The organism is Falsiroseomonas frigidaquae (assembly GCF_012163145.1).
Taxonomy (GTDB): Bacteria; Pseudomonadota; Alphaproteobacteria; order Acetobacterales; family Acetobacteraceae; genus Falsiroseomonas; species Falsiroseomonas frigidaquae.
This window is the reverse complement of sequence record NZ_JAAVTX010000006.1, coordinates 367,817-385,843: the sequence shown is the minus strand read 5'-3', so window position 1 is coordinate 385,843 and position 18,027 is coordinate 367,817. Positions and strand designations below refer to the sequence as shown.

11 protein-coding genes are annotated in these 18,027 nt (G+C 72.3%); 5 read left to right on the top strand and 6 right to left on the bottom strand.

Annotation, left to right across the window (positions count from 1 at the left end; translation table 11 throughout):
* Window positions 1–67: 67 nt before the first annotated feature.
* Genes HB662_RS21365 through HB662_RS21355 form a run of 3 tightly spaced genes read left to right on the top strand, consistent with a single transcriptional unit; the run spans window position 68 to window position 4,439 of the window.
* Complete coding sequence (locus HB662_RS21365) at window positions 68–1,033, top strand: Bug family tripartite tricarboxylate transporter substrate binding protein (protein WP_168052564.1); 966 nt, start codon at window positions 68–70, stop codon at window positions 1,031–1,033.
* Between the two features lie 5 nt (window positions 1,034–1,038).
* Window positions 1,039–2,760 carry a M28 family peptidase gene (locus HB662_RS21360; RefSeq protein WP_168052562.1) on the top strand — a complete coding sequence of 574 codons (1,722 nt, stop codon included), beginning with the start codon at window positions 1,039–1,041 and terminating at the stop codon, window positions 2,758–2,760.
* Window positions 2,757–4,439, top strand: a complete 1,683-nt coding sequence (locus HB662_RS21355) for a methyltransferase domain-containing protein (protein ID WP_168052560.1) — start codon at window positions 2,757–2,759, stop codon at window positions 4,437–4,439. Before HB662_RS21360 ends, HB662_RS21355 begins: the two co-directional genes overlap by 4 nt.
* Before the next feature lies 1 nt (window position 4,440).
* Here the strand turns inward: HB662_RS21355 and HB662_RS21350 are convergent, their stop codons facing one another.
* The gene (locus HB662_RS21350; RefSeq protein WP_168052558.1) at window positions 4,441–8,340 is read right to left on the bottom strand and encodes a translocation/assembly module TamB domain-containing protein; all 3,900 of its coding nucleotides are present in this window, start codon (window positions 8,338–8,340) and stop codon (window positions 4,441–4,443) included.
* Window positions 8,315–10,159 (bottom strand): autotransporter assembly complex protein TamA, encoded by a 1,845-nt coding sequence (locus HB662_RS21345; protein WP_168052556.1) that lies wholly within the window; start codon window positions 10,157–10,159, stop codon window positions 8,315–8,317. Before HB662_RS21345 ends, HB662_RS21350 begins: the two co-directional genes overlap by 26 nt.
* Before the next feature lie 143 nt (window positions 10,160–10,302).
* Here HB662_RS21345 and HB662_RS21340 point away from each other — a divergent pair, with 143 nt between their 5' ends.
* Entirely contained in the window at window positions 10,303–11,451 is a 1,149-nt protein-coding gene (locus HB662_RS21340; RefSeq protein WP_168052554.1) for an amidohydrolase, read from the top strand.
* A 56-nt stretch (window positions 11,452–11,507) separates the two neighbouring features.
* On the opposite strand, the gene HB662_RS21335 is transcribed toward HB662_RS21340, so the two are convergent.
* Window positions 11,508–12,461: an alpha/beta hydrolase gene (locus HB662_RS21335; RefSeq protein WP_168052552.1), complete on the bottom strand. Its 954-nt coding sequence runs from the start codon at window positions 12,459–12,461 to the stop codon at window positions 11,508–11,510.
* Window positions 12,462–12,567: 106 nt separating this feature from the next.
* On the opposite strand from HB662_RS21335, the gene HB662_RS21330 reads away from it, so the two are divergent.
* The gene (locus HB662_RS21330) at window positions 12,568–15,180 is read left to right on the top strand and encodes a bifunctional acetate--CoA ligase family protein/GNAT family N-acetyltransferase (protein WP_168052550.1); all 2,613 of its coding nucleotides are present in this window, start codon (window positions 12,568–12,570) and stop codon (window positions 15,178–15,180) included.
* A 1-nt stretch (window position 15,181) separates the two neighbouring features.
* On the opposite strand, the gene HB662_RS21325 is transcribed toward HB662_RS21330, so the two are convergent.
* The 3 genes from HB662_RS21325 to otnI form a co-directional block, all read right to left on the bottom strand.
* Window positions 15,182–16,057: a helix-turn-helix domain-containing protein gene (locus HB662_RS21325; RefSeq protein ID WP_168052547.1), complete on the bottom strand. Its 876-nt coding sequence runs from the start codon at window positions 16,055–16,057 to the stop codon at window positions 15,182–15,184.
* Between the two features lie 264 nt (window positions 16,058–16,321).
* Window positions 16,322–17,206 (bottom strand): 2-hydroxy-3-oxopropionate reductase, encoded by an 885-nt coding sequence (locus HB662_RS21320; RefSeq protein ID WP_168052544.1) that lies wholly within the window; start codon window positions 17,204–17,206, stop codon window positions 16,322–16,324.
* A gap of 32 nt (window positions 17,207–17,238) precedes the next feature.
* Complete coding sequence (gene otnI, locus HB662_RS21315; RefSeq protein WP_168052542.1) at window positions 17,239–18,018, bottom strand: 2-oxo-tetronate isomerase; 780 nt, start codon at window positions 18,016–18,018, stop codon at window positions 17,239–17,241.
* Window positions 18,019–18,027 lie beyond the last annotated feature (9 nt).

The window sequence follows — 18,027 nt, the reverse complement described above, 5'->3', positions numbered from 1 at the left end:
TCGCCTTGCCGCGTCGGCGCTTCGCGTGTCCCATCGCTGCAACCCTTCCGGACAAGGACACTCGCCCATGCGCCGCCGCACGCTGCTTTCCGCCCTCGCCTTGGCCCCCGCCATGCCCGCGCTGGCACAGGCACCCTGGCCCAGCCGCCCGGTCCGCATGATTTCCTCCGCCCCGCCGGGCGGCGCCTCCGACATCCTGACCCGCACCCTGGCGCAGGCCCTGCAGGAACAGACCGGCCAGCCCTTTCCGGTGGAGAATCGCGCCGGCGCGGGCGGTGTCGTCGCCTCCGACCACGTCGCGAAATCGGCGCCGGATGGCTACACCTGGATGACGACGAATGTCGGCCCGCAGGCGATCTTCCCCTCGCTGCGCCGCGACCTGCCCTATGACACCCGCCGCGACTTCCGCAGCATCACCATCATCGGCACGCTGCCGCTGGTGCTGATCGTCGGCAAGGACCAGCCCTTCGCCGATCTCGCCGCCTATATCGCCGCCGCCAAAGCCCGCCCCGGCGCGATGAATTTCGGCTCCGGCGGCAATGGCACGCTGCACCACCTGACCGGCGAATTGCTGAAGGCCGCGGCCGGCATCGACATCGCCCATGTCCCCTATCGCGGCGCCCAGGCGGCGACGGCGGATGTGATCGGCGGGCGGATCGAGGGGATGTGGGACAGCCTGCCCTCGGCCGCCGTGCATATCCGCAGCGGCGCGGTGCGGCCGCTGGCCCTCTCCACCGCCACCCGCAGCGCCGCCTTCCCGGATATCCCGACGCTGGCCGAGCAGGGATTCCCCAATGTCGTGACCACCAACTGGTTCGGCCTGGCGGGCCCGGCGGCGGTGCCGGACGACGTCGTGCAGGCCTTCTACGCGCAGCTTCGCCGGGCGCTGGCCAGCGATGCGGTGCGCACGCGCTATGCCTCCATCGGCGTCGATCCCGGCGGCAGCCCGCCGGAGGAAACCCAGCGCTACGTCCTGGCCGAGATGGATCGCTGGGCCGAGGTCGTGCGCCGCACCGGCGTGACACTGGACTGAAACCGATGACCACGCCCGACGAAGCCGCCCTGATGGCCTCCGCCCGCATCGAGGACGCCTGGTCCCTGGTGCAGCGCTTTTCCACCATGCGCCGGCAGGATCCGGCGGAGGCCGCAGCGGCGGGGGAGGAGATCATCCGCCGCCTGCAAGCACTCGGCCTGCCGGTCACGGTGCATCGCCCGCGCCTGTATCTCGCCGTGCCGAAGGCGGCGCATGTGGAGCTGGAAGGCCTGCGTCTGGCCGCCCGCCCGGCGCAGCTCGCCCAGACCGCGCCACAGGGGCTGACCGCGCCGCTGGTCTTCGTCGAGAACCCGATCGGCCCGCCGATGGGCTGGACGCCGAATTCGGCCCCGCTATTCGGCCCGGGCTACGACCCGGCGCCGGGCGTGCCGGATGTGACGGGCAAGCTGGTGCTGTTTCGCGGCATGATCCTGGCCGAGCGCATCCTGCAATTCGCGGCCCTGGGCGCCGCCGGCGTCATCGCCATCAACCCCGGCCCGGACATGCATTGGGGCAGCGGCAGCGCCATCTGGGGCACGCCGGACCTGGACGATTTGCCGGGCCGCACGCCGATCCCCGGCTGCTCTGTCAGCGCGCCGGATGGCGCCAGGCTGATCGAGGCCGCCGCGCGCGGCGCCGCCGCCACGCTGACCACGGTGGTGGAGGAGGGCTGGTTCGACCAGGTGCTGCCGGAAATCCGCATCGAGGGCACCGAGCCCGGCTTCGTCCTGCTGCATGGCCACTACGACAGCTGGGATGTCGGCGTCGGCGACAATGCCACCGGCGATGCCTGCCTGCTGGAAGTTGCCCGCACCCTGCACGCGCGCCGCGCGAAGCTGCGGCGCGGCGTCCGCATCTGCTGGTGGCCCGGCCATTCCACCGGGAAATTCGCCGGCAGCACCTGGTATGCCGACCAGCATGCGCTGGACCTCGCGAAGCATTGCGTGGCGCATCTGAACTGCGACAGCCCCGGCTGCCGCGACGCCACGGACTACCCGACGATTCCCTGGATGGCGGAGAACCGTGCCTTCGTGACGGAGGCGGTGCGCGACGCCACCGGCAAGGTGGCCGGCGGCAAGCGGCCGACGCAATCCAGCGACTTCTCCTTCAACAACCTCGGCATCTCCGGCTGCTTCTCCGCCTCCTCCCGCATTCCGAAGGCGGAGGTGGAGCGGCGCGGCTGGTATTTCGTCATGGGCAATGGCGGCAACACCGCCTGGCACACCGACCGCGACCAGATCGAGGTCGCGGACCCGGATGTGCTGCTGACCGATATCCGGCTCTATGCGCTGGCGGTGTTCCGCATGGCGACGCTGCCGGCGCTGCCGCTCGACCCCGGCGCGCTGGTGGCCGACCTGCAATCCCATCTGGCCCGCTACGCCGCAGCCGCGGCCGATCGCTTCGACCTGCAGCCGGTGGCGCGGGCGCTGGAGGCGCTGGCAGCCAGCCTTGCCGCCTTCGAGGCCGCCGGGCCGGCGCCCGCAGCGGCCAGCGCGGCGCGGCTTGCGGTGCTGCGCCAGCTCGTGCCGCTGGACTACACCCGCGGCACGCGCTGGCGGCGCGACTTCGGCCTGCCGGCGCCGCCCTTCACGCATCTGGCGGTGGCGGCGGAGCTGGATCGCTATCCGCCCTGCGCCCTCGGCTTCGCCACCACGCAGTTGCAGCGCGGGATGAACCATGTGCTGGCGGCGCTGGATGCGGCGACGCAGGCGGTCGCCGCACAGTGACCGAGCCCAGCTACGGATCTTCCGCGAACCCGCATCTGCTGGCGCGCATCCCGCTGGATGCGCGGCGGGTGCTCGATGTCGGCTGCGGCGCCGGCGCCCTGGGCGCCGCCTTCCGCCGCCGCAACCCGGCGGCACGCCTGGAGGCAGTGGAGCCCGACGCCGCGCTGGCGGCGCGCGCCGAGGCGCATTACGACGCGGTGCACCGCATCGACATCGAAACCACCGCCCCGCCGGTGCCGGCCGGCAGCCTGGACGCGCTGGTGTTCGGCGATGTGCTGGAACATCTGCGCGACCCCTGGGCGGTACTGAAGCGCGACGCCGCTCTGCTGTCGGAAGACGGCGTGCTGCTGGTCTGCGTCCCGAATGTCGAGCACTGGTCCTTCGCCGCCCGGCTGCTCGGCGGCCGCTGGCGCTATGAGGAGACGGGGCTGTTCGACCGTACCCATCTGCGCTGGTTCACGCGCGATGCGATGCGCCAGGCGCTGGAGGCCGCCGGCCTGGTGCCCCTGGAAGTGGTGCCCCGCATCTTCGAGCTGCCCCGCGCCCAGGCCTTCGCGAAGGCGATGGCGCCGGCGCTGGCCGCGCTGGGCACGACGCAGGAGGATTGGCTGCGCCGCTCCGCGCCCCTGCAATATGTCTGGCGCGCCGGGCGCCGGAGGCCGGCGCCGATTGTACTGGCAGCGCGCACGCTGCGCCCGGTGGGCGGGGTGAATGATGTGCGCGTGCTGCAACCCTTCGAGGCGCTGGCGACGCGCCCTGGCGTCGCCACCCGCGCCGGCCAGGATGCCGAACTGCCGCAGCTGCCGCCGGAGGTACCGCGCATCCTGATCCTGCAGCGCCGCCTGCTGGATCGGCCGGACAGCGTCGCCTATCTGCGCCAGCTGCGGGCTACCGGCGCCGTGCTGGTGCAGGAATTCGACGACGACCCGGCGCATTGGCCCTCCATCGCCGGGAACGACCACTTGGCGTTCCGCGGCGTGCATGCGGTGCAGACCTCCACCGCGCCGCTGCGCGACCTGTTCTCGGAGTTCAATGATGAGATCGCGGTCTTCCCCAATGCGCTGGCCGAATTGCCTGAGCCCGCCAATTTCCGCGACCCGAACCGGCTGACCCTGTTCTTCGGCGCGCTGAACCGCCAGGCGGACATCGCCCCCTTCCTGCCCGTGCTGAACCAGGTGCTGGCCGAGGCCGACGGCCGGCTGGCGGTGGAGGTGGTGCATGACCAGGCGAGCTTCGCGGCGCTCGACACGCCGCATAAGCGCTTCACGCCGACCATCGACTATGCCGGCTACCGGAAGCTGATGGCGGGCTGCGAGCTGGCCTTCCTGCCGCTGGCCGATACCCGCTTCAACCGCATGAAGTCCGACCTGAAGGCGGTGGAGGCCGGCGGCCATCGCCTGTGCTGCCTGGCCAGCCCCGTGGTCTATGCCGGCAGCCTACGCCATGGCGAGACCGGGCTGATCGTGCCGGATGCCGAGAGCCTCGGCCGGGAACTGCGCGCCCTGCTCGCCGAACCGGCCCGCGCCCTGGCGATGGGCGAGGCAGCGCGGGCCTGGGTGCGGGATCAACGGCTGCTGGCGCGGCAGTTGGCGCCGCGGCTGGACTGGTATCGCGGCCTGTGGGCACGGCGCGCGGCGCTGGATGCGGCGCTGGTGAAGCGGGTGCCGGCGCTGGGTTGAGCTACCGCCCCCACTGCCACTCCATGCTGACTCCGACCCGCTCGCCGGCCTCGCGGTCGCCGGTCTCGGCTTCCAGCTTGATCCGCGGCGTCAGATCCACCCGGACGCCGACGCGGGAGGAGCCGGATTCGGTGCCCTGCCGCACGCCGACGAAGACGCCGTCGGCGACGTAGCGTCCGGCTTCCAGGGTCGGGCCGGCGCGTTCCTCCGCCTCCGTCCGCCGCGCCGCCGTCTCGCCGCCGCCGCCCACCGCCAGCCGGTCCAGCCCCAGCGTCTGCCGCACCCGGTCCAGCACGCCGGAGGCACCGCCGCCGGCCAGGCCGGTGGCGCCGGCGATGGCCTGGGCGATCTGCGCGATCTCGAAGGGCGACAGCGCGCTGACCGGCCGGTCGAACAGCAGCCGCGCCAGCACCTCATCCTGTGGCAGCTCCGGCGTGGAGGAGAAGGTGATGACCGGCTGGCTCGGCGGCCCGGTGACGCTGGCGCGTACCGTGGTGCCGCCGGTCTGGCTCGTCGCCTCGAAATCCAGGTCCGGGATCAGCCCGCCGGTGAAGTCCAGCCGGCCGCGGCTGAAGGTCAGGCGACGGGCCAGGACCTGGATTTCGCCGCGCACCAGCGCCAGGCCACCGGAGATTTCCGGATTGCTCAGCGTGCCGCCGATCTGCAGCGTGCCGCCCAGCTCCGCATCCAGCCCGCGCCCGCGCACGAAGACGCCACGTGGTGCCTCCAGCCGCAGGTCGAGCGCGATCGGCAGGGCGGAGCCGCCGCCAGCGGCCTGGCCATTCCCCTGGCCGCTGCCATTCCCCCGGCCATTCGCCGTCTGGCGCGGCGGCGGCGTGGTACGGCCGGGCACGCGGCCCACCTCCGTCACCGGGCCGAGGCTGCGGACCGAGCTCGGAAGCTGGTCCGGCACGCGGATATCGGCCCGCTGCAACCGCAGCACCCCCGCCAGCCTTGCGCCGGTCGCGAGCTGCCCGGTCAGCCGAAGCTCCGCCCCCATCGTCGCGGTGATCAGGTCGGAGGAAACCGGCTGCGCATCCGTCGCCCGCAGCGCCAGATCTACCGGCATGCCCTGTGTCAGCGGGTCCACCGTCCCGGTCAGCGCGATGCGGCCCTGGCCGGCGGTGCGGCCGGTGAGGTCGACGCGAAGCTGCGGCCCGGCGGCCGAAATCGTGCCGGCAAGCTGGGTCAGCGCCACGCCCAGCTCCGCATTCCGATAGGACCCGCCGGGAAGCGTCGCCTGGCCACCGAGCACCGGGGCGGCCACCGTGCCGCCGGCGCGCAGCGCCAGGTTCAGCCGGCCCGTCACCCGGTCAGCACCCGCCGCCAGCAGCGGCGCGGTCAGCGCGCCGATATCGGCCTGCCCATCCAGCGCCCCCTCCAGCGGCCCTTCCGGCCCGCGCGGCAGACTGGCCGTGGCGGTCAACCGGGTGGCGTTGCCGGCATTGGCGGTGGCGCGGCCGGAAATGGCGCCATCCGCGCCGCGCCGCCCCTCTGCCTGGATATCCACCGCCGGCAGGCCGCGCGCCCAGGCGGCGGTGGAGCGCAGGTTGCTCGCCCGCAGATTGCCGGCGACCTCGGGCGCGGTGCCGGGGCCGGTGACGCGCAGCTCACTCGCAATCGACCCGGTCGGCGCCACATCCGGCAGCAGCACGGCCAGCGTCGCCAGATCCGGGATGGCGATGCGGGCGCGGATGTCGGCGCGGGCGGCGGACCAGCTTCCACTGATATCCACGGTGCCACCGCGGCTGCTGGTCAGCGACAGCGCCGCCACCTCGATCGCCCCATCTGCGCGCAGCAGGATGCGGGCAGGGGCGGCAAGGCGGCCGGTCTCGCCCTCGGCGGTTGCCCGCAGCGCCGCGAGTTCCAGCAGCCGCGCGCCCTCCGGCTGATCGCTCAGGCGGCCGCGCGCCTCGATCTCGGCTTCCGCAACCACGCCGTCCAGGGCGAAGTTCAGGGCGGCGAGGGTGCCGTCCACGGTCGCCGTCAGGCGCCGCACTTCGGTGCCTGAGGCCGCCAGGCGTGGCACCTCCAGCCGCAGCTCGGCGCGCTGCTGGCCTTCCTGCGCCGCCAGCTTCGCCTCCGCGCGCAGCGATCCGGCGAGCGGGATGCCGGCGACGGGCGACAGCGGTGCCAGATCGGCCACCGCCAGCCTTGCGGTGCCGTCGAAGATGCTGGTGGCGAGGTCCAGCACGCCCTGCGCCGCAAGCTCGGCCGGGCCGAGGCTGGCGGTCGCCGCCTCAAGCCGCAGCCTGCCATCCGGCTGCGGGCCGCCGCGCACGTCGAGCGCCAGCGGCAGGCCCTGGAAGCGGCCGCTGGCCTGGGCGTTGACCGCCGGGGCGGAGGCGGGGTTGGCGATGCGCGCCTGCAGCGAAGCCGCCTCCAGCACCTGCCCGGCGACCTCCAGCCGGTCGGAGGCGGCCTGCACCACCAGCGTCGGGTCGCCGATCGGCCCCTGTGCGGTCCCGGTCAGTTCCAAGGCCCCGGAAACCCCCGGCGCGGCACCTTCGACCGAGGCGAGCTGCACCCCGAAGCGCAGGTCCAGAAGTTCGCCCACCAGCCCGCTCGCCTCGGCACGGATCGCCGCACCCTCGATGGTGAGCTGCCCGATGCGGTCCGGCGCCGTCGCCTGCAACACCACGCGCGGCGACCCACCGAGCAGCGCGGCAAGCTGCGGCTGGGCGGAGGTGAAGCCGCGCACCGCCAGCGTCGCATCCACGGCCGGTGCGGAAAGCGGACCCTGCACGGTGCCGCGCAGGTCCAGCCCCTCCCAGCCGACAACGCCCTCCGGCAGCAGCGGCGCGAAGGTCGTGGAGCCGGCGAGCGCGGCCTGCACCTGCAGGTCAGAGTCCATCATGTCCCCGGCGATCCGGCCGCTGGCCGCGATCTGCCCGGCGGCGCCATCCACCCGCAGCGCGCGCAACACGATTGCGCCGTCCGGGCCACGGCTGGCGTCCAGCACGAGGCCGAGCGGCCCGGCCAGTGCGGCGAGCGGACCTTCGAGGAAGGCGCTGCCATCGGCGGTGCCGCGCAGCTCCGCGGACAGGTTGTCCATGTCCGGCGCGCGGACGGTGCCGGCGACATCCAGAGCCAGTCCGGGCCCTGCCTGAGCCTGCAAGGTCAGCGCCGCCGCTTCCGCCGGCCCGTCCAGGGTGAGGTCGAGCGCAACGGGACGCTCCGGCTGGCCGATCAGGCGGGAGACCGGGCCGCCGGCCGCATCGCGCAGCCGGATATTGGCGGCGAGCCGCCCCGTGGCGGGGCGCAGTGCGGCCTGCAGGGCCAGCGTCGTCGCGCCTTCCGGGGCGCTGATATCGAAGCTGCTGGTCAAGCCGGCCGCATCCAGCAGCGCCATGCCTTCCGCCCGCAGCAGGGCGGCCTCGCCGAGCACCGGCTCCGCCAGCTCTATCCGTGCGACCTGCAGCCGGTCGAGCTGCAGGGCCACCGGAAGCTGCGGCAATTGCGGCAGCAGCGGACCGGCCGGCGCATCCGGATCCTCCGGGGCGCCCGGCGGCAGGCGGTGCAGCGCGAGGCGGCCGGCCGAGAGCAGGGTGATGTGGGCGCGGCGATTGAGCAGCGCCATCGGGTCCCAATCCAGCTCGGCATCGGTGATCTCGAGCCAGACGCCCTGCTCATCCGCCATCGCGATGCGGTCGATCGCCAGGCGGCCGGGCAGGGGGCCTTGCAGCCCTTCCAGGGTCAGACCCGGGACGAAGGATTCCGCCAGGCCGGCCAGCCGCGCGCGGCCGCCCTCGGTGTTCGCATACAGAAGCCCGCCGCCCACCAGCAGCACGGGCAGCAGCAGCAGCGCCAGCACCAGGCCCAGCCCCCAGCGCAGCCAGCGACGGCGGCGGCGGGGTGCGGGGCTGGGCTGCTCCTCAGAAGGCCTGACCGAGTCCGACATACAACCCATACCCGTCATCGCCTTCCTGCTTGTTCAGCGGAATGGCAACGTCCAGTCGCAGCGGCCCTATTGCCGTCGCGTAGCGCACGCCGACGCCGGCGCCGAGGCGTACCTCCTCGAAGCTCGGCGTCTCCAACTGCCCCACCGAGCCGCCATCTAGGAATGCGACCATGCCGAGTGCGCCGGAGATGCGCTGGCGAAGCTCCACCGAGCCCTCCACCAGGCTCGACCCGCCATCCGGCCTTCCCTGCGAATCGCGCGGCCCGATGCTCTGATAGGCATAGCCGCGCACCGACCCGCCGCCGCCGGCATAGAAGCGCTTGTCCAGCGGCACGCTGCGATCCGCGCCCACCAGGCTGCCCAGCGTGCCGCGCAGCGCCAGAACGGTGCCGCCCGATCCGGTCAGGTCGAAATAGGTCCGCAGCGTGCCGATGGCCCGCACGAAGCCGCCGCCTTCCGCGATATCGGCATAGGGGATAACGTTGATGGTGGCGCGTAGCCCGCCGCGCGGGTCCAGCGGATCATTCGTGCTGTCATAGCGCGCGCCCATCACCAGCCCCGCCAGGGTGAAGGGTTCCATATTGCCATCGCGGCCGATCCGCCCGGTCTCGAAGGTCGGGCCGGATTGCAGCACCCAGCGCGCGCCGAAGGGCCGTTCCAGCAGGGCGGAGGTGGTGATCGCGTCGCGGTCGTAGGCGTCTAGCCTCTCCCGCAGCACGGCGGCATCCAGCACCAGGGAGGTGCGGCCATCGATCAGCCCCGGGCGGCGAAGATTGGCGCCGATGCGGAAGTTGGTGTCATCCGCCTCGCTGCCGAGGCGGGAGGCGGAGGCCTCCAGCCGCAGCCGCTCCGCATTGCCGAAGACGTTGCGGCGTTCGTAGTAGACCGTGGCCGAGGGGCCGTAGTTGGTCTCATAGGCCAGCGTCGCGCCAGCCGCGTTGCGCGGGCGGTCGGTGATGGTGAAGGTCACCGGCAGGCGCCCGGACTCATCCAGCCGATCCCCGGCGCGGGCCCGCACCGTGTCGAAGGCGCCCAGCGCCAGCAGTTCGCGGCGCGTCCTTTCCAGTGTCGCGGGAGCATAGGGCTCGCCGGACACACGGTTGGTGATGCGTGCCAGCAGGCGGCGGCTGACGGCGGTGCCGCCGGCGATCTCGGGCGGGGCGAAGCGGGCGGCGGGGCCGGGGGACAGCACCCAGGTGACGTCCATCGCCTGGACCTCATGGTTCACCAGCACCTCGCGGTCCACCACGGCGGCGAGCGGGTAGCCGGCGACGCGCAGTCGGTCGAGCAGGCCGGATTCGGCGTCCAGGATCGGGCCGGTGCGGGCCGGTCCGCCGGATTCCAGCCCCTCCGGCTGTCCGAGCGCGGCAACTGCGGCGGCGCCCTCGGGCGCCTGGGACCGCAGCGCGACGCGGCGCAGCGTATAGCGGGGGCCGGGGGTGATCCGGACCTGCACCGGCACCGGGCCCGGGTTGCCAGCGAGACGCTGCGCCAGCCCCGGCTCATCGGCCGGGCTGCCGGCGATCTCAACCTCGATGCGGCCGGCCCAGTAGCCTTCCGCGCGCAGCACCGCATCGAGCAAGGGCGGTTCGCCGAGCGCGCGGGCGACCAGGCCATAGGCATCGACCGGCGCTTCGTCGGACAGGCGGATCAGGCGGGAGGCATCGCGCAGCGGCTCGTCCAGCGCCTCCACCCCCGTCGGGACCAGGCTGGTCTCATAGGGCAGGGCGCCGGGGGCCGGGGCCTCGGCTGCCGGAGGCTCCGGCGCGGTCTGGCCCATGGACTGCGTGGCGACCGGAGCGGCCGCCAGGACGAGCATGGGAAGGAGGAGGAGTGGTCTCAGAAGCTGTCTCACCTGGTCTGGAAGCGCCCGGAGGGGGCGCGGGTTGCATCTGCCATGCAGATCACGGCGCGAATTGGTCGGGGATGGAGGATGCCGGCTTAAGCAGCTACCCTTACAGGATGGACACCGCATTCGCCGAGACGCTGACAAGCTGGCGCCGCCACCTGCACGCCCATCCCGGGCTCACCCTGCATGAGGAGGGCACGGCCGCCTTCGTCGTCGCCAAGCTGCGGGAGATCGGCGTCACCGAGATCACCGAAGGCTTCGGCGGCCATGGCGTAGTCGCCACCCTGCGCCGCGGCGGCGGCAATCGCAGTGTCGGCCTGCGCGGCGACATGGATGCGCTGCCGATCCAGGAGGTCAATGCGGACCTGCCGCACCGCAGCACCGTCCCCGGCGTGATGCATGCCTGCGGCCATGATGGCCATACCACGGCCCTGCTGGGCGCGGCGAAGCTGCTGCTGGAGGATGGCGGTTGGACCGGGACGGTTCATCTGGTGTTCCAACCGGCTGAGGAGGGCGGTGGCGGTGCCCGCAGCATGATCGCGGAGGGGCTGTTCCAGCGTTTCCCGATGGATCGCATCTTCGGATGGCATAATTGGCCCGGACTCCCTGCTGGCACCGTTGCCGTGCATGACAAGGCCGTGATGGCGGCCGGCGCGCGCTTCGAGATCACCTTCGACGGCCATGCCGCGCATGCCGCGCTGCCGCATCTGTCGCGCGACCCGATGGTGGCCGCCGGCCATTGTATCGTGGCGCTGCAGAGCATCGTCGGGCGCAACCTGGACCCGCTGGCCGGTGGTGTGGTCAGCGTGACCATGGTGCATGGCGGCGAGGCGCAGAACCAGATCCCGGCGCAGGTCGTGCTGAAGGGCACCGCCCGCTGGCTGGCCGATTCGGCCGGGGAGGCGATCAAGGAAGGCCTGCACCGAGTGGCAGAGGGCATCGCCGCCACCTGCGCCGTGCGTGCCACCGTGGGCTGGCGCCAGGGCGTCGAGGTGACTGCCAATAGCCCGGCGGAGCGTGACCTGGCCGCCACCGCCGCCGCCGCCGTGGCCCCGCTGCGCCGCGACCTGCCGGCGGCGATGACGGGGGAGGATTTCTCCTGGTTCCTGAAGGAGGTGCCTGGCGCCTTCGTCTGGATCGGCAACGGCCCCGCCGAGGGCGGGCGGGAACTGCACAACCCGCATTACGACTTCAACGACGCCGTGCTGCCGGTAGCCAGCGGCTTCCTGGCGGAGGTGGCGAAGCGGGCGCTGGGAGGCTGAGCATTTTCAGGTCAGGCGGCTTCGCCTGACGAGTCGGAAAATGCGACCCGGCGACGCTAGCCGAGTACCCCCTTCAGCCATTCGCCGCCCTCCGCGGCCGCCCGGCGGGCGGCGGCGACATGGTTCAGCGACCGCAGGAAGCCATGCGCGGTGCCGGGGAACAGCGCCTGCTGCACCGGCACGCCCGCTTCGCGCAGCGCATCGCCCATGGCGAGGTTCTCCGAACACAGCACGTCCAGCTCAGCCACATGCAGACGACAGGGCGGCAAGCCCTTGAGATCGGCCAGAAGCGGCGCGGCCAGCGGGTTCTGGCGATCCGCCGGGCGCGGCGCGTAGCACTCCCAGTAGAAACGCATCTTGTCCCGCGTCAGAAAGTAGCCATCGGCGAATTCCCGGTAGGACGGTGTCTCAAGGTCGGCGTCGAACACCCCGTAATTCAACAATAACCCGCGCAGCTTCAGCTCGGGGTTCGTGCGCCGGAGCAGCAGGGCGACGCCCATTGCCAGGTTGGCCCCGGCGCTGTCGCCGCCGATGACGATGCGGGACGGGTCCAACCCCCATTCGGCGCCCTGCGCCGCCACCCAGCGCACCACGGCGGCGCATTCCTCCAGCGCCTGGGGGAAGGGCGCCTCCGGGCTGAGGGCGTAGTCCGGGCCGATCACGGCACAGCCGCCGCCGGCGGCGTATTCGCGCATCAGCCGGTCATGCGTGTCGATGCTGTTCCAGACCCAGCCGCCGCCATGGATGTAGATGAGGACCGGCAGCGGGCCTGCCTCCGGCCGGTGGAAGCGGCACTGGATGCGCCGGCCGCGCACCGGCAGCCAGCGATCGGAGGATTCGGCCATCTGCGGCCCGCCGGCCGAAAGCGGCACGTTCAGCGCCTCGGTCTGCGCCCGCGCCTGGTCCAGCGGCAGGGTCAGGGTGATCGGCGGCAGCTTCGCCCCCTCGGCCTCCATCATCGCGTTGAAGGCGCGCATCTCGGGGTCCCAGCGGGGGTCTTCGGCGGGCATGGTGGTTCCCTTCATCAGTTTCGGGGTATCGGAAGGCCGAACGCGCCGCGCGGCAAGCCCACCCGGCTTGTCGTTGCCTCCCGCCAAGCCCATGGTGCACTGCACAATGAGCCTTTCCACCAGCCTGGCCCAGCATTCCGCGGTGCGCTTCCGCGAACAGGCGCTGTACCGGCCGCGCCATGTGCTGCTGCTGGCCGACCCCGCCATGGCCGCCTCCGCACCGCTTGCGCGCAACCTGCGGGAAGGCGGCTTCACCGGTACGCTGACCGAGGCCAGCGAGCTTTCGGCGCTGGCGCAGGTGCCCGATCTCGCCGTGCTGTCGCTGCCGCCGCAGGCTATCGAGCCGGCGATGGCGGCGCTTTCGGCGCGCGGCTGCCATGCCGTGGTGGTGCCCGGCCCGGCCCCGGGGCTGGCGGAGATCGCCCGGCGCACCGGGGTGCGGGCGCTGGGGCAGGGCAGCTTCGGCATCTGCGTGCCGGGCATCGGGCTGAACGCATCCCTGTCCCATCTGGCGCCGCGCCGCGGAAGGCTGGCGCTGGTCGGCCAATCCTCCGCCCTGACGCGCGCCGTGCTGGATTGGGCGGAGGCGGAGGCTGTGGGCTTCAGCCATGTCATCGGCATCGGCGAGAATGACGACCTCGGCTTCGCCCATGCGCTCGACTGGCTGTCCCGCGACCCCGGCACCGGCGCCATCCTGCTGGAAATCCGCCGCATCAAGAACCGCCGCATGTTCATCTCGGCCGCCCGCGCCGCGGCGCGGATGCGCCCGGTGGTGGCGATCCGTGCCGGTGGCCGGCTGGCCGACCCCTCCGGCACCTCGGATGCCGTGATGGATGCGGCGCTGCGCCGCGCCGGCGTGCTGCGGGTGGAGGGGCTGGACGACCTGCTATCGGCGGCGGAGACGCTGGCGCGGGTGAAGCTGGTGCCGGGTACCGGCAGCGGCGGCGGCATCGCGCTGGTCGCCAATGCGACGGGCCTCGGCCTGCTCGCGGCGGACCGGGTGCTGGCCGGCGGCGCGCGGCTGGCCGAATTGCCGCCCGAGGCGCTGGCGGCGCTGGATATCGGCCTGCGTCCCGGCTGGCATGGCGCCAATCCGCTGATCCTCGGCCCGGGTTCCGCCACCGCGCTGGGCGAGGCGGCGGCGATGCTGGCCGGGCTGCGCCAGGTGGATGCGGTGGTGGCGCTGCACGCCCCGGTGGCCGGGGAGGATGCGGCCACCATGGCGGCCGCGCTATCCGCCGCCGCGAAGGCGACCCGCGCCGCGCCGATCCTGGTCTGCTGGGCCGGGCAGGCGACCGCCGGGCCGCAGCGTGGAGCCCTGGCCGCCGCCGGCCTCGCCGTGTTCCCGACGCCGGAAGGCGCCGTGCGCGGCGCGTTGCACCTGCTGCAAGACCGGCAGAACCGCCTGGCCGCCGCGGAACTGCCCGGCCGCCAGGTGCTCGCCCTGCAGCCGGACCGTGCCGCCGTCGCCGCGTTGCTGGCCGGTGCGCGGGCGCAGGGCCGGCTCTCCCTGACCGAGGACGAGGCGCTGGCGGTGCTGGCCGCCTATGGCCTGCCGGTGGTGCCCGGCCTGGTGGCGGCGGATCTCAAGGCGGCCGAGGACGCGGCGACGGAGCTCGGCTTCCCGGTGGTGCTGAAGCTCCGCAGCCCGGATATCGGGCGCAAGACGGAGATCGGCGGCGTCGCACTCGGTCTTCGCAGTGCGCTTGCGGTGCGTGAGGCGGCGGAGGCGATGCTGGAGCGGGCGGCGCGCGAACGGCCGGGGGCGCGCCTCGCCGGCTTCCTGGTACAGCGCCAGGCCAGCGGTGCCCAGGAGCTGCGGATGCGGCTGGGCGACGACGCCATGTTCGGCCCCTTCCTCGGCTTCGGCCTGGGCGGCACCGCCGCGGATGTGCTGGGCGACGAAGGGTTCGACCTGCCGCCGCTGAACCATGCCCTGGCCCTCGGCCTGATCGGGCGGACCCGCGCCGGGCCGCTGCTGGCGGGCTACCGGGATCATCCGGCGGTGGATCTCGATTCGGTGGCCGGCGCGCTGGTGCGGCTGTCGCAGGTGGCGGTGGATTTTCCCGAGATCGCGGCGCTCGGCGTGAACCCGCTATTCGCGGATGCGGCGGGGGTGATGGCAGCCGATGCGTCCTGCCTGCTGCGCCCGCAAGGCCAGATGGCGCTGCTGGCAGTGCCACCCTATCCGGAGGAATGGGTGGCACCCTGGACGGCGAAATCCGGCGAGGTGCTGCTGGTGCGCCCGGTCCGCCCCGAGGATGCCGAGGCGCATGCGGAGATGTTCCGCCGCCTGACGCCGGAGGATGTGCGCTGGCGCTTCTTCAGCCAGCTGCGGGAATTGCCGGCGGTGCAGATCGCCCGGCTGACACAGATCGACTACGACCGGGAGATGGCCTTCGTCGCCGTGCGCCGCCGCGCCGATGGGGCGGAGGACATGCTCGGCATCTCCCGCCTGATCCGCGAGGCGGATGGCGAGCATGCGGAATTCGCCGTCGTGGTGGATCGCGCCATGAAGGGGCAGGGGCTCGGCCGGCACCTGATGCAGCGGCTGTTCGACTGGGCCGCCGCGACCGGGATCCGGGAGGTGGTCGGCCAGATACTGAGCGACAACGTGCCCATGCTGGCCTTCATCCGGGCGCTCGGCTTCACCACGCGGCGCAGCCCGGAGGATGAGGATGTGGTGGAGGCCCGGCGGAGCGTTCCGCCGCCGGGATAGACTATACGGTGCTGGCGCGGATCAATTCCCGCACCCGGGCCGCCGCGGCGGCACCCTTCATCGCATCCCGCCAGGCCACCTCGGCCACGCGCTGATGCGCCGCCACCGCCTCATCCGCCGCGGTGATGGAGCCGACGCCAAGGCCGCCATTGGGCGGCGTATCCGCGGCGAAGGGGGAGGAGACGACATGCGCCCGCTCGCGCCCGCGCATCACCATGAAGCCGCCGGTGGGTTCAGTGCCGGTGGCGAGGCCGATCTGCACGCCGATCGGCACGCTTTCCATCATCGCGGCGATGGCTTCCGCTTCCGCCCGTGCGGCGGCGAGGCAGCGCTGGCGGGTGCGTTCCGGCACCGTCATGCCGGCGGCGACGCCTTCCTGCAGGAAGCGGCGCAGCGCGGCTTCGCCCAGGATGGCGATGATGGTCGGGCGGCGGGCGGCATGCAGGCGCTTGCGGGCGGCGAGCAGGCCGAGCGCCTGATCCGCGCTGGCGCGGGCCTGCAGGCGTTCCGGTGCGGCATCCGCGGCCTCCGTCCAGGCTTCGCCGACGGCGCCGTCAAAGGCATCCGTGGTGGTCTGGTAACAGAAGGCGCCGCCGACCATCAGGATCTGGTCGGCCTGTTCCTCGACCTGGCGCAGCCTCTCCTGGAAGGCGAGGGGCCGGGCGAAATACTCCACGCCGATGCCGAGCAGCGACAGCGGGGAGATCTTCAGCAATTCAGCGAGGCGCCGGATCGTGTCCAGCTTGATGACCTCGCCCTTCTCGTACCGGTACAGCGCGGCGCGGGAGACACCGAGGCGCGCCGCGATCTCCTCCGCACGGAGGCCCGATTCGAGGCGATAGGCACGCAATTGCTGTCCTATGTCCGCGAAACGCATGCAATCCCCCGTAGGTCCAGTGAACAAGATACAACCCTGTTGCCGGAGACAGAATCTCAGGGATCAGGCTGCTGGCGCTAAAATGCGGGACATGCGCGCCCAAAGCAACGCCGAAAACACGGGAAAATTGTGGCCTGAGCGTGGCGGGTACCTCCTCCGGTTGTAGAACCGGTAACCGTAAGGGATTCCGACGCGTCGCAGCCCGCCGCGCAGGGAGCGGTGCGCGAGGATTGCCCCCGCGCGCCGCTGGCCCGGCGGTGCCGGTCAGGCGTCCGGCGCGACCTTATGCGCGGCCAATGTTTCCAATGCCTTGACCATGCCAGAATGGTCATCGGCGGCGCCGCCCATCGCGGCACAGGCGGCGAAAAGCTGCGCGGTGGAGGCGGTGTTGGGCAGCGCCACGCCCAGTTCCTTGCCCGCCTGCAGCGCCAGGTTCAGGTCCTTCTGGTGCAACTCGATCCGGAAGCCCGGCGCGAAGGTCCGCTTGATCATCCGCTCGCCGTGCAGTTCAAGGATCCGTGAGGTTGCAAGCCCCCCCATCAGCGCCTGGCGCACCTTGGCCGGATCGGCACCCGCCTTGCTGGCGAAGACGAGGGCTTCGCCCACCGCCTCGATCGTCAGCGCGACGATGATCTGGTTGGCGACCTTGCAGGTCTGCCCGGCGCCGGTGTCACCCACCAGGGTGATGTTCTTGCCCATCGCCTCGAACAACGGCCTGGCCCGCTCGAACGCCGATTCGGAGCCGCCGACCATGATCGTCAGGCTGGCGTTCTTGGCGCCGACCTCGCCGCCGGAGACGGGGGCGTCCAGGTAGTCGCAGCCCTTCTCCGCCACGCGGGCGGCGAAGGCCTTGGTGGCGGTCGGGCTGATCGAGGACATGTCGATCACCAGCTTGCCCGGCGCCAGCCCTTCCGCGACTCCGCCGGCGCCGAACAGCGCGGCTTCGACATCGGGGGTGTCGGGCACCATCAGGATGATGACCTCCGCCGCCTTCGCCACCGCGGCGGCGTCGGGCAGGATGGTCAGCGCGTCCCGCAGTTCCGCGGTCAGGCTGGCGCGCTCCGGCGCGCAGACCTCGTGGCCGGCGGTCTTCAGGTGCAGCGCCATGGGCTTGCCCATGATGCCGAGGCCGATGAAACCGATCTTCATGGCGTGTCTCTCCGTTCGTGGTGGGCCGGGGGTCAGCTCTTGTAGGGGGCGAACCAGCCGAGGCCGGCCACAGTCTCGCCCGCCGGGCGGTATTCGCAGCCGATCCAGCCGCGGAAACCGAGCGCGTCGATCTTCTCGAAGACGAAGGGCCAGTTCACCTCGCCGGTGCCGGGTTCGTTGCGGCCGGGATTGTCGGCCACCTGCATATGGGCGATCAGCGGCAGGTGCTTCTCCACCCGCTTGACGATGTCACCTTCCGTGATCTGGCAGTGGTACAGGTCGAACTGCATGCCGATCCTGTCCGGCCCGATCGCCTGGATGATGGCGGCCGCCTGGTCGGTGGTGTTGAGGAAGAAGCCCGGGATGTCGCGGTGGTTGATCGGCTCGATCACTGGCTTCACGCCGGCCGGCGCCGCCTGCTCCGCCGCCCAGGCCAGGTTGGCGGCCAGCGTCGCGATCATCGTGTCATGCGCCACGCCGGCCGGCGCCAGGCCGGACATGACATGGATGCGCGGGCAGCCGAGCGTGGCGGCGTAGTCCAGCGCCTTCCGGAAGCCTTCCTTGAATTCGGCCTGGCGGCCGGGCAGGGCGGCCTGGCCGCGCTCGCCCTTGTTCCAGTCACCCGGCGGGCCGTTGAACAGCACTTGGGACAGGCCGTTGTCCTTCAGGCGCGTCGCGATCTCGGCAGCGGGGAAATCATAGGGGAACAGGAATTCCACCGCCTTGAAGCCCGCCTTGGCCGCGGCCTCGAACCGGTCGAGGAAGGGCAGTTCGGTGAACATCAGAGAGATATTGGCGGCGAAGCGCGGCATGGCGGTGTC